At 64.2% G+C, this 12,371-nt stretch carries 10 protein-coding genes; 3 read left to right on the top strand and 7 right to left on the bottom strand.

Annotated elements, in window-relative coordinates; all coding sequences use genetic code 11:
* The first annotated feature begins 5 nt into the window (after positions 1 to 5).
* Positions 6 to 1,169: a dipeptidase gene (locus CLU93_RS07000; RefSeq protein WP_099760530.1), complete on the top strand. Its 1,164-nt coding sequence runs from the start codon at positions 6 to 8 to the stop codon at positions 1,167 to 1,169.
* Here CLU93_RS07000 and CLU93_RS07005 read toward each other — a convergent pair.
* From CLU93_RS07005 to xapA, 7 genes are all read right to left on the bottom strand, one after another.
* The gene (locus CLU93_RS07005; protein ID WP_099760531.1) at positions 1,166 to 2,377 is read right to left on the bottom strand and encodes a nucleoside deaminase; all 1,212 of its coding nucleotides are present in this window, start codon (positions 2,375 to 2,377) and stop codon (positions 1,166 to 1,168) included. The genes CLU93_RS07000 and CLU93_RS07005 overlap by 4 nt on opposite strands.
* 7 nt (positions 2,378 to 2,384) lie before the next feature.
* Positions 2,385 to 2,795 (bottom strand): cytidine deaminase, encoded by a 411-nt coding sequence (locus tag CLU93_RS07010; RefSeq protein ID WP_099760532.1) that lies wholly within the window; start codon positions 2,793 to 2,795, stop codon positions 2,385 to 2,387.
* An 84-nt stretch (positions 2,796 to 2,879) separates the two neighbouring features.
* A complete protein-coding gene (deoA, locus tag CLU93_RS07015) occupies positions 2,880 to 4,202 on the bottom strand; it encodes a thymidine phosphorylase (protein ID WP_099760533.1) in 1,323 nt (440 codons plus the stop codon).
* 170 nt (positions 4,203 to 4,372) lie between these two features.
* Positions 4,373 to 6,754, bottom strand: a complete 2,382-nt coding sequence (locus CLU93_RS07020; RefSeq protein ID WP_373629813.1) for an aldehyde dehydrogenase family protein — start codon at positions 6,752 to 6,754, stop codon at positions 4,373 to 4,375.
* 12 nt (positions 6,755 to 6,766) lie between these two features.
* Entirely contained in the window at positions 6,767 to 7,726 is a 960-nt protein-coding gene (deoC, locus tag CLU93_RS07025; protein WP_034785577.1) for a deoxyribose-phosphate aldolase, read from the bottom strand.
* Complete coding sequence (locus CLU93_RS07030; RefSeq protein ID WP_099760535.1) at positions 7,723 to 8,916, bottom strand: phosphopentomutase; 1,194 nt, start codon at positions 8,914 to 8,916, stop codon at positions 7,723 to 7,725. The genes deoC and CLU93_RS07030 overlap by 4 nt, the downstream gene beginning before the upstream one ends.
* A gap of 117 nt (positions 8,917 to 9,033) precedes the next feature.
* A complete protein-coding gene (gene xapA / locus CLU93_RS07035; protein ID WP_099760536.1) occupies positions 9,034 to 9,873 on the bottom strand; it encodes a xanthosine phosphorylase in 840 nt (279 codons plus the stop codon).
* A 374-nt stretch (positions 9,874 to 10,247) separates the two neighbouring features.
* On the opposite strand from xapA, the gene CLU93_RS07040 reads away from it, so the two are divergent.
* Entirely contained in the window at positions 10,248 to 11,405 is a 1,158-nt protein-coding gene (locus CLU93_RS07040) for a carbohydrate kinase (RefSeq protein WP_099760537.1), read from the top strand.
* Positions 11,406 to 11,408: 3 nt separating this feature from the next.
* On the top strand, positions 11,409 to 12,338 hold the full coding sequence (locus tag CLU93_RS07045) for a pseudouridine-5'-phosphate glycosidase (RefSeq protein ID WP_099760538.1): 930 nt from the start codon (positions 11,409 to 11,411) through the stop codon (positions 12,336 to 12,338).
* The last annotated feature ends 33 nt before the right edge of the window (positions 12,339 to 12,371 follow it).

Consider the following 12,371-nt stretch of genomic DNA (forward strand, 5'->3'; position numbering starts at 1 on the left):
GAACAATGATTATCAGTACCCTCACCGCCGCCAGCCTTGCGCTGATCGGCGGCTTCCTGTCCGCCCCCGTCCTCGTGGACGAGCACCTCAACCGTGTCCACCCTCCCTCCGGCAAGGCGCCATCGGCAGCCACTGTAGCCCTGCACCAGAGCCTGTGGATCGCCGACCTGCACGCCGACAGCCTGCTGTGGCAACGCAATCTGAACCGCGACAGCCAGCGCGGGCATGTCGACTTTCCGCGCTTGCAGCGGGCCAACGTGGCGCTGCAAGCGTTTTCCGTCGTCACCAAGACGCCGCGCAAGATGAATATCGAACGCAATGGCAGCGACACGGACAACATCACGGCGCTGGTGGTGGCGCAAGGCTTGCCGCCCGCCACCTGGAACAGCCTGCTGGCGCGCGCTACGTACCAGGCCGGCGAGCTGCGCCAGCAAGCGGCCAAGAGCGATGGCAAGGTGCGCGTGATCGGCAGCCGCGCCCAGCTGCGCAGCTTCATCGCCGCGCGCGAAAAAGACCCCGCCCTGCTGGCCGGCTGGCTGACACTGGAAGGCGCACAAGCGCTCGAAGGCAAGCTGGACAACCTCGATACCTTGTACCGGGCCGGCTACCGCATGGCCGCGCCCACGCATTTCTTCGACACGGAATTGTCGGGCTCCCAGCACGGCCTGAAGAAAGGGGGCCTGACGCCGCTGGGCAGGCAATGGCTGCGCGCCATGGAGCAGCGCAAGATGATCGTCGACCTGGCACATGCCTCGCCGGCCACCATCGACGACGTGTTAACGTTGGCGAAACGCCCCGTGATGGTGTCGCACACGGGCGTGCGCGGCACCTGCGCCAATGGGCGCAACCTCAGCGACAGCCAGTTGAAACGCATCGCCGCCCAGGGTGGCCTGGTGGGCATCGGCTTCTGGAATACGGCCGTCTGCGGCAAGGACGTGGCGTCGATCGCGCGCGCCATCAAGTACACGGTAAAACTGATCGGGGCGCAGCACGTGGCCTATGGCTCGGACTTCGACGGCGCCGTCACCACCGCCATCGACGCCACCGGCTTGCCGCGATTGACGCAGGCGCTGCTCGACGCGGGCCTGTCGGAGGCACAAATTCGCCGCGTGGCGGGCGAAAACGTGCGCGACTTTTTACTCAAGAACTTGCCCGACGACGACGCCTAGCCCAGTGCGCGGATCAAAGCCTGGTCCGCCACCTGGCGCGGCCGGATGCGTATCAGCTTGCGGTACAGGGGCGGCATGGCGTCGCACAGCGCCAGCAGCGCATCTTGCGCCATGGCCGGGCGCACGTACTGGAACTGTGCGGGATTATTCTCCGGCAGCGCCCCTTCCATGGTGGAACCGTAAGCGCCCAGGGTCATGAAACTGGCGGCGCTGTCGTCCGGGCCGATGGCCAGCACGAAGGTGCCATGCTTGGGGTGGCCCAGGTAGCTTTTGATTTCTTCCTGCAGCGCCGGCGCCGCATTCGCCATCAATTCAAAACGCAGCTGCGCGTACTGGCGCGTGCATTCCATGAACGCCGTGCGGATGGCCGATTGCGCCAGTTTCCCCGGCATGCACAGCAGCAGGTTTCCAAAGGAATCGAGCAAGGCGGCCGCGTCGCCCTGGCCGCCATCGCGTGCGTCCTGCTCCATGGCAGCCTGCAGGAATGGCGCCAGGCCAGCATCGGGCGCATGCGGCTCGCAGCGGTAAGTCAGGGCATCGGGATAGCGGCGGCGCAGGGCGCGCACCACGGCATGCTCGGACGGCAAGGTGGCGGGATCGCGCCGGTGCACGTCGTCGCCGGCGTTCAGCAACTGCATCACCTGCGCCGAGGTCGCTTCGAACACCAGCGAGCACAGTGCCTGCGTCGCCTCGTGGATGCTCTTGCCGATGAAAAAAGATTTGGGTGCGGCGCCGGAAGGCAGGCGCGCATACTCGGTGGCGCCGCGCACGGCCGGATAGCAAAAGCTGCGGCCGGCCTGCGCCTGCAGCGGCGCTGGCAAGGCCGTGAACGTGGCGCCGCCATCGTAATTGATACCCGCCTTGACGTCGGGCGCGGCCACCACCACGTTGAAGCCGGCCGCCAAAATCGCCCCCGTGCACATGCAGCACGGGTCGAGCGAGGTGACGATGGTCAGTTCGCCGGGCGGCGGCAAGGGCGTGCCCTTGGCCCGCTCGGCGAAATACCAGTCCACCAGCTGGCGCTCGCCATGCGCGGTGGGATCGAACACCAGCCCTTGGCGTACGACGTTGTTGTGCATCGATTGCAGCACGTTGCCGGCGCCATCGAGCAGCACGCCGCCCACGCCGAAGGTGCCCTGCGTCTTGGCTGCCATGGCTTCGGCCGCGGCAATCGCTACGGCGGCCTGGATGTCGATCGTCTTGTTCAAACCACTCCTATGGTTTCATGTCCAGGTCGGAATTGCCGAAGCCGTGCGGCAGCAGCCAGCCCGCCGTCACTTCCATGACATCGTTTTTCAGGTTCGTCAGGATGACCGGCAGGTCGGCGCCACCCATCTCGAAGATCACCTGGCGGCACGCGCCGCATGGAGAGATCGGTTCCGCCGTGTCGCCCGTGACGGCCAGCCTGGCGAAATCACCCGGTTTACAGCCATGCGCGATGGCGCTGAAAAACGCCGTGCGTTCGGCGCAGTTGCACAGGCCATACGCGGCGTTTTCCACGTTGCAGCCACGGAAGACGCGGCCATCCTTGCACAGCAGCGCCGCGCCCACCTTGAAACGCGAATACGGCGCGTAGGCCAGTTCGCGGCCGGCGTTGGCTTCGGCGATCAGTTCTTGGTTGTTCATTTGATTATTTACCTGTAAAACCCGCAAAGGCCGGGGTCGTACCCTGAGGGTACGACCCCAAACCCTGCTTGGGGCTAAAAATAGTTACGGTCGAATGGTACGGTAAATCACCGGATTGGCCGCCAGCGCCACCGCGCTGATGGCATACGCTTCCTGGATTTCCTTGACGGCTTGCTGCGCCGCCGCTTGCGTGCGCGCATGCACCATGGCCAGCGGCTGGCCGACGGATACTTGCTCGCCCAGGCCCACGAGGTCTGTCAGGCCGACAGCGAAATCGATGCTGTCGGTCGGACGGCGGCGGCCACCGCCCAGGGCCACCACTGCCAGGCCGATGGCGCGGCAATCGCGCACGTTGGCAAAGCCGGCGGTGAGCGCCGGTGCCGGCACGATGAACGGCGCTTTGTCCAGGTGCTTGTCCGGGTTCTCGACCAGGTCCGCCGGGCCGCCCAGGGCGGCGACCATGCGCGCAAAGCGCTCGGCCGCCTCGCCCGAATCGAGGGCCGCCATCAATTTCACGCGCGCTTCCTCTTCGGTGGCCGCCAGGCCGCCCAGCACCAGCATCTCGGCGCACAGCGACAACGTGACTTCGTGCAGGCGCGCGGGACGCGAACGGCCCGTCAGGTAATTCATGGCGCCGCGTACTTCCAGCGCATTGCCGGCGTATGGCGCCAGCGATTCGTTCATGTCCGTCAAAATGGCCGACGTCTGCATGCCCGCACCATTGCCGACGGCGACGATGCTCTCGGCCAGCTCCACCGATTTGTCGTAGGTCGGCATGAAGGCGCCCGTGCCCACTTTGACGTCCATCACCAGCGCATCCAGCCCGGCCGACAGTTTCTTCGACAGGATGGAGCCGGTGATCATGGCCACCGATTCCACCGTGGCGGTGACGTCGCGGATGCTGTAAAAACGCTTGTCGGCCGGCGCCAGTTGGGCCGTCTGGCCGATGATGGCCACGCCAACTTCCTTGACCACCTTGCGGAACAGTTCATTGTCCGGCACCGTGCAATAGCCGGGAATGGCGTCGAACTTGTCCAGCGTGCCGCCCGTGTGGCCCAGGCCGCGGCCCGAGATCATCGGCACATAGCCGCCGCAGGCGGCGATCATGGGGCCCAGCAGCAGGGAAACCACGTCGCCCACGCCGCCCGTCGAATGCTTGTCGACGACGGGACCAGGCAGGTTCAGCGAACGCCAGTCCAGCACCTGGCCGGAATCGCGCATGGCCAGGGTAAACGCGACGCGCTCGTCCATGTTCATGTCGTTGAAATAGACGGCCATGCCCAGCGCCGCGATCTGGCCTTCGCTGACGCTGCCGTCAGTGATGCCGCGGACGAAAAACTGGATTTCTTCGGCGCTCAGGACGCCCTTGTCGCGCTTCTTGCGGATGATTTCCTGGGTTAGAAACATAATAGCTCCCGATGTCCTATTCAAATGCTGATGTCGATCCAGCGGCCTTGTCGGATTACGCCCTGCGGGCTAATCCGACCTACACGCCTTGCTGGCGAAAGCGACTTGGGGCCGGTGCCCCGGCGCGTCGCTGCGCGGGAGAACTGGCCCCACTGTCCTGCTTTATAAACTTAGACGCCGTAAGGTATCCACACGTTTTTCACTTGCGACGCATGCGCCAGCACGGCACGGCCGCCGCTTTGCGCGGCGCTGTACCAGTCGCGGCCTTTGGCGCCACCGACCCAGGTGCGCTTCAGGGTAGCGGCCGACAGGCGCTCGACTTCCGCGCAACCGTCAAGCGAGCCGTCATGGCGCCAGACGGCGTCGATGTCGGCGTGCGTGGCCAGGGTGCGCGCCAGTTCATCGGCGTTACCGCTGATGATGTTGACGACACCGCCCGGCAGGTCGGACGTATCGAACACCTGGTACAGGTCCAGCGCGGAGAGCGGATGCGCTTCCGACGGTACCACCACCACGCGGTTGCCCAGCGCGATGGCCGGGGCGACGAGCGAAATGAAGCCGAGCAATGGCGCTTCGTTCGGGCAAACGATGCCGATCACGCCGACCGCTTCGTTCAGCGCCACGGTGATGCCCTTGGTGGGCGGCTGGTGCGCCAGGCCGTCGTATTTGTCGGCCCAGGCGGCGTAGTAGAACAGGCGCTCGATCGATGCCTGCACTTCCTTCTCGGGATTTTTACTACCCGTCATGGCGGCGATGCGGGCGGCGAATTCGTCGGCGCGTGCAGCGAGGTTTTCGGCGATGTAGTACAGCACTTGCGCGCGGTTGTGCGCCGTGGCGCTGGTCCAGCCGGACGCTTTGTGCGCCGCTTCGACGGCGTTGCGGATATCCTTGCGGCTGCCCACGCCCACTTCGGCCAGCAGGGCGCCATTCGCGCCAAATACGGGCGCGCTGTAGGCGCTGTCAGGGCGCGCCTGCTTGCCGCCGATGTACATCTTGGCCGTGCGGTCGATGGCGAACGGATCGGCTGGCGCCGGCTTCACATTGGCCTTGGCTTTCGCTTCCACCACCGGCAGGGCCGGGCGCGCATCTTCGGCCAGGGCCGTCATGTATTCCAGCATGCCTTCGCGGCCGCCTTCACGGCCGAAGCCCGATTCGCGGTAGCCGCCGAAGCCGCAAGCCGCGTCGAACTGGTTCGCGCTGTTGATCCACACCACGCCAGCCTTGATGGCGGGAGCGATGTCCAACGCCAGGCTGATCGACTCGGTCCACACGCTGGCGGCCAGGCCGTACACCGTGTTGTTCGCCAGTTGCACCGCCTCTGGCGGCGTGCGGAAGCTCATGGCGACGAGCACGGGGCCAAAGATTTCAGCCTGTGCCACGGCAGCCGAGGTCGACGCGCCCGTGATCAGGGTCGGCGGGAACCAGGAACCGTCAGCCGGCAGTTCGCACGCCGGTTGCCACACGTCGCAGCCTTCGGCGCGGGCCGAGTCGACCAGCGCGGCGATGCGCTGGCGCTGCACGGGGTCCACCAGCGCGCCGACGTCCATCGATTTGTCCAGGGGCGAGCCGAGGCGCAGGTTTTGCATGCGCGCGCGCACCTTGTTCAGGAAGCGCTCCTGGATCGATTCCTGCACCAGCAGGCGCGATCCGGCGCAGCACACTTGTCCCTGGTTGAACCAGATCGAATCGACCAGGCCTTCCACGGCGCCATCCAGGTCCGCGTCTTCGAAGACGATGAACGGGGACTTGCCGCCCAATTCGAGGGACAGCTTCTTGCCGCTGCCGGCCGTCGCTATGCGGATCAAACGACCCACTTCGGTGGAACCCGTAAACGCGATCTTGTCGACGCCAGGATGGTTAACGATGGCAGAACCCACGCGGCCGTCACCGGTGACGATGTTGACCACGCCGGCCGGCACGCCAGCTTGCACGCACAATTCGGCGAACAGCATGGCGGTGAGCGACGTGAATTCGGCCGGCTTGAAGACGACCGTGTTACCGGCCGCCAGGGCCGGAGCGATTTTCCACGACAGCATCAGCAACGGGAAATTCCACGGCACGATCTGGCCCACCACGCCCACGGCGCGGTAGTCGGCGAATTCTTCCGACTGCAGCTGCGCCCAGCCGGCGTGGTGATAAAAATGGCGCGCGGCCAGCGGCAGGTCGATATCGCGCGTTTCGCGGATGGTCTTGCCGTTGTCCAGCGTTTCCAGCACGGCGAACAGGCGCGCATGCTTTTGCAGCAGACGGGCCAGCGCGTACATGACTTTCGCGCGGCCGTGGCCACCCATGCCCTGCCAGACGGGCAGCGCGCGGCGCGCCGCTGCCACGGCGCGCTCCACGTCCGCGTCGGTGGCTTGCGTCAGTTCGGCCAGCTGCGTGCCATCGGCCGGATTGGTCGAGGCGAACAGTTCCGCAGGCTCGCTCCAGGCATTGTCGATGAACAAACCAAATTTACGCTGGTGGCCATCGAGCCACGCCTGCGCTTCTTTTTGACTTTCGGGAGCAGGGCCGTAGTCCATAGTAGTGAGAATCTCGTTAATTGTTGGCATGACGATTGTTCTTTAAGGTTGTGCGTGACGATGATTGGCCGAGTAGCTGCCGGTGACGTAGTGCTCGAGCTGGCGCTCGATGTCGGTCAGCAGGCTGGAAGCGCCGATGCGGAACAGGTGCGGCTGCAGCCATTCGTTGCCCAGCTCTTCCTTCATCAGGGTCAGGTATTGCAGCGCGCTCTTGGCCGAGCTGACGCCGCCGGCCGGCTTGAAGCCCACCTGGAAACCCGTCTGCTCGTGGTATTCGCGGATCGTGCGCACCATCGTCAGGGCCACGGGGATGGTGGCGTTCACGCCCTCTTTACCGGTGGAGGTCTTGATGAAATCGGCACCGGCCATCATGCAGACCCACGACGCCTTGGCCACGTTTTCCATGGTCAGCAAGTCGCCCGTGGCGAGAATCGCCTTCACGTGCGCTTCACCGCAAGCCTTGCGGTAAGCCAGCATTTCGTCGTACAGCACTTGCCAGTTACCGTTCAGGACGTGCTGGCGCGTGATGACGATATCGATCTCGGAAGCGCCCGCGGCGACCGACAGTTCGATCTCGCGCAGCTTCGTTTCCATGCTCGTCAAACCGGCCGGGAAACCCGTCGACACGGCGGCGATGGGCAAGCGGCCCTGAATAACTTTCACGGCCGGCTGGATCATCTCGTGGTACACGCACACGGCGCCGGTGCTCAATTGCGTCAGGCCGAGTGCGTCCATCAGGTCGGCGCGCAGCGGGCGCATGGCCTTCATGCACAGGCGCTCCACGCGGCCCGGCGTATCGTCGCCGCCCAGGGTGGTCAGGTCGATCATCTGAATGGCTTTGACCAGCCAGGCGGCCTGGTATTCCTTTTTCACCGTACGGCGGTTCGCCAGGCTGGCCGCGCGGCGGTCTGTCGCGGCGCGGTTGACGCGGATCTGGTTGATCCAGCCCAGGTCGAGGCCAACGGCCTCGTTACGCTTGAATTCGGGGTGCATGAGTGTCATAACAAGCTGGTTCCATTAGCAAGTGGTGGTACGCCAAGGTGCTTGGCGAGGGTTTGGCCAATATCGGAGAACGTCTCGGAAATGCCCAGAGCGCGCGGGGCGACGCCGGGACCGAAGAAGATCATCGGAATGTGTTCGCGGGTGTGGTCGGAGCCGTGCCAGGTGGGGTCGCAGCCATGGTCGGCGGTGATCACGACCAGGTCGCCTTCCTTGAGCTTGGCCATGAATTCCGGCAGGCGACCATCCATTTCGCGCAGCGCGTCGGCATAGCCTTCGACGTTGCGGCGGTGGCCGAAAGCCTGGTCGAAATCGACGAAGTTCACGAAGGTGAGCGACTTGTCCTGCACTTCATCGGCTGTTTTCAGCAGCGCTTCAAACAGCGCCATGTTGTCGACGCCCTTGACGACTCTGGAGATGCCCTGGGTGGCGAAAATATCGCTGATCTTGCCCAGGCCGACGACTTCGCCGCCCGCATCCTTGACGTGGTCGAGCAGGGTCTTGCTTGGCGGCGCCACCGCATAGTCGTGGCGGTTCGACGTGCGCGTGTAGTTGCCATTGCTGCCCGTGAACGGGCGGGCGATGACGCGGCCGATGTTGTACGGCTCGACCAGTTTGAAGGCCATTTCGCACACTGCGTACAGGCGTTCGAGGCCGAACGATTCTTCATGCGCGGCGATCTGCATCACCGAGTCGCCCGAGGTATAGATAATCAGCTTGCCGGTGGCGACGTGTTCATCTCCATGCTTGTTGATGATGTCCGTGCCCGAGGCATGGCAATCGCCGAGGAAGCCGGGCACGCCGGACAGGGCTTTGAGCTTGTCGGTCAGGTCGGCCGGGAACGATGGCGTGGTGCGGGGAAAATATCCCCAGTCGAATTCGACGGGCACGCCGGCGATTTCCCAGTGGCCGCTCTGCGTATCCTTGCCGGTGGAGCGCTCGCGCGCCGCGCCGTAGGCGCCGGTGAAACCGTCGCGCTGGTCGAAGCCGGTGGCCCATTCGCCGCTGGCCAGGTGCGCCGCGGCGCCCAGGCCCAGGCGTTCCAAGTTCGGGAGTTTCAAGGTCTTGCCGCTTTTGGCGACAGTGCTGGCAATGTGGCCAAAGGTATTGGCACCTGCGTCGCCATACTTGGCGGCGTCTGGCGTCGCGCCAAGGCCGAAGGAATCAAGCAGGAGGATAAATGCGCGTGACATGATAAGGCTCGCTTTATGGATTGATGCGGGGTGATGCGGACAGTGTAGGCCGGATTTTCCCGGCCTGCCGCGCGGCAGCGCCGGTGGCCGGCGCGCCGCTACTGCGTAAAAAACTGCTTAGGCTTGCGGCGTAGCCGATACGGTAGCCAGGAAAGCCAGGATCAGCTTGACCAGGTCTTTCGCGCCGATGGCCGCGTATTTCAGGGTTTGCTCGTGCGACAGGGCGAATGGCGACATGCCTTCAGCCAGGTTGGTGATGACGGACACGCCCACCACTTTCAGGTCGCAATGACGGGCCGAGACCACTTCCGGCACCACGGACATGCCTACCGTGTCGGCGCCCAGGCGGGCCATCATGCGGATTTCGGCGGCCGTCTCGAAGTTCGGGCCAGGATAGGCGACGAACACGCCTTCGTGCAGGGTGATGCCGTTGGCGGCCGCCGTGTCCTTGACCAGGTTGCGCAGATCCGCATCGTAGGCGTTGGCCATGCTGAAGAAGCGCGGGCCGAAGCGGTCGTCGTTCGGGCCGACCATCGGCGTGCCTGGCAGCAGGTTGATATGGTCGCTGATGGCCACCAGGCTGCCGGCATCCACTTCAGGGCGCAGGGAACCGGCGGCGTTGGTGACGAACAGCATTTCGCAGCCCAGCAGTTTCAGGGTGCGGATGGCGCTCGTCATCACGCCCATGCCATAGCCTTCATAGAAGTGGCCACGGCCCTTCATGCAGACGACGGCGACGCCCGACAGGGTGCCGATTACCAGTTCGCCGGCATGGCCGTGCACGGTGCTGATCGGGAAACCTGGCAATTCGTCAAAGCTGATGCTGACGGCGTCCGTCATCTGCTCGGCCAACACGCCCAGGCCGGAGCCGAGGATCATCGCCACGCGCGGCTTGAAATTTTCAGGAGCGCGGGCACGGATGATTTCGGCGGCGTGGAAAGGGGTGTTGTTCGACATGGTTATCCTCTGATTGACTAATGATGATGATGGTTGCTGCCTGCGCGGCCGTCCCCGGTGAAGAAGTACGGCCCAGGTTACGGGTATGTATATGGGTGTTGCTGGACTATCCAGATGCGTATTGCCACTATTTGCCGCCACTATGCATCAAACGGATTATGTATGGCAAATACCATTTTTCTTGCCCATTTATACAATTCAAATATAAATGGCCGATATTATAGTCGAGGCTAGCCCAGGCCTGCCATGCCCGGGAAATCCATGCATACAAGCTCCATACGAAGGTTTTTTAACTCTGCTTGACACCGACTTGACACCGACAAGACAAATGTTTACAGTCGCAAACAAATGTCCAACCCTTCAGCGAACACCTTGTGACCGATACCAATAAAAAAGACCAGTTGTACACGCTGATCCGCAACAATCCCTTCATCTCGCAGCAAGACCTGGCGAGCGAACTGGGCTTGTCGCGCTCGGCCGTCGCCGGCCACATCGCCGGCCTGATACGCGAGCGGCGCCTGCTGGGACGCGCCTATGTGCTGCCCGACAGCCGCCCCGTGTTGTGCATAGGCGCCGCCAACCTCGACCGCAAGATGCGCACCCTGGCGACCCTGAAGATGGGCACCTCGAATCCCGTGCGCTCGGAAGAAGTGTTTGGCGGCGTGGGCCGCAACATCGCGGAAAACCTGGCCCGCCTGTCGATTCCCGTGGCCCTGCTGACGGCGCTGGGCGACGATGCGGCCGGCCACGCGCTGCAGACGCACGCGGAAGATGCGGGTATCGACATGCGCGGCAGCTTGCATCTGAGCAACATCAGCAGCGGCACCTATACGGCCGTGCTCGACGAACATGGCGAAATGCTGCTGGCGATGGCCAATATGCAACTCTACGAACAGCTGACGCCGGCCTTCTTGCACAGCCGCCAGCCGCAGCGCGCCGCCGCCGCCCTCACCGTCTGCGACCTGAACCTGGGCCACGACAGCGTGCAGGCACTGCTGGCCGATGCACGCCAGGATGCTGCCCACGCCACGCCGCTGGTCATCGTCGCCGTCTCGCAACCGAAGATGGCGCACTTGCCGCAAGACCTGACGGGCTTGCATCTGCTGATCCTCAACCGGGGCGAACTGGAAACGCGCGTGGCGCGGGCCTTGCCCACGGCGTTTGAGGTGCGCGCCGCCTGCCGCGAAGTGCAGCGCCAGGGCGCGCGCCAGGTGATCGTCACCTGCGGCGGCGAAGGCGTGTACTTCACCGATGGCGACAGCCAGGATGCGCCTGTCGTGCACCTGGCCGCGCGCGAAGTGGCCGCCGTCGACGTGACGGGCGCCGGCGACGCGTTTTCCGCCGCCGTCTGCTGGTCGCTCTACCACGACAGCAGCGACTTGAAACTGGCGTGCCGGCGCGGCCTGAAGCTGGCCGCCATGACCCTGGAATCGGCTGCCACTGTCTCCCCAAAAATTTCCGCCGGCGCGCTCGACGACATCGACGATGCCGACCTGGCGCCGCCTCCCCCTACCCTCTTTCAACAGGATTGACACATGACCCAATTACAGAATTTCCTCTTGTTCTCGCAAGAAGTGCTAGCCGCGCGCGCCGCCGGCAAGGCCATCGTGGCACTGGAATCGACCATCATTTCGCATGGCATGCCGTATCCGCAAAACGTGGAAATGGCGCGCGAAGTGGAACAGATCATCCGTGACGGCGGCGCCGTGCCGGCCACCATCGCCATCATCGACGGCAAGATCTGCGTCGGCCTGTCACCGGAACAGCTGGAATTGCTGGGCACCTCGCCCGACGCCATGAAAGTCAGCCGCCGCGACCTGCCGTTCGTCCTGTCGCAACGCAAACTGGGCGCCACCACCGTGGCCGCCACCATGATCTGCGCGCAACTGGCCGGCATTACCGTGTTCGTCACGGGCGGCATCGGCGGCGTGCACCGCGGCGCGGAAACCAGCTTCGACATTTCCGCCGACTTGCAGGAACTGGCGCAAACCTCGGTCGCCGTCGTCTGCGCGGGCGTCAAATCCATCCTCGACATCGGCCTGACCCTGGAATACCTGGAAACGCATGGCGTGCCCGTCATCAGCGTGGGCCAGGAAGGTTTCCCTGCCTTCTTCACGCGCGAAAGCGGCTTCAAGGCCGATTTCCGCCTCGATACGGCCGCCGAGCAGGCTGCCTTCATCGATACGAAATGGCAGCTGGGCTTGAAAGGCGGCGTGATCGTCAGCAACCCGGTGCCGGCCGCGCAAGCGATGCCCAAGGAAGAAATCGACGCCATCACCACGCAAGCGCTGCAGGAAGCGGACGCGGGCGGCGTGAAAGGCAAGCAAGTCACGCCATTCCTGTTGTCGCGCATCAAGCAGTTGACGGATGGCCGCAGCCTGGCGACGAATATCGCGCTGGTCAAGCACAATGCCCAGGTGGGCACCGCGCTGGCCATTGCCATGCAGGCAGTCGTGGCACGATAATAGGACTGCTGTAAAGAAAGCGCGCACGCCTTC

Source organism: Janthinobacterium sp. 35 (assembly GCF_002754575.1).
GTDB classification, from domain to species: domain Bacteria; phylum Pseudomonadota; class Gammaproteobacteria; order Burkholderiales; family Burkholderiaceae_D; genus Janthinobacterium; species Janthinobacterium tructae.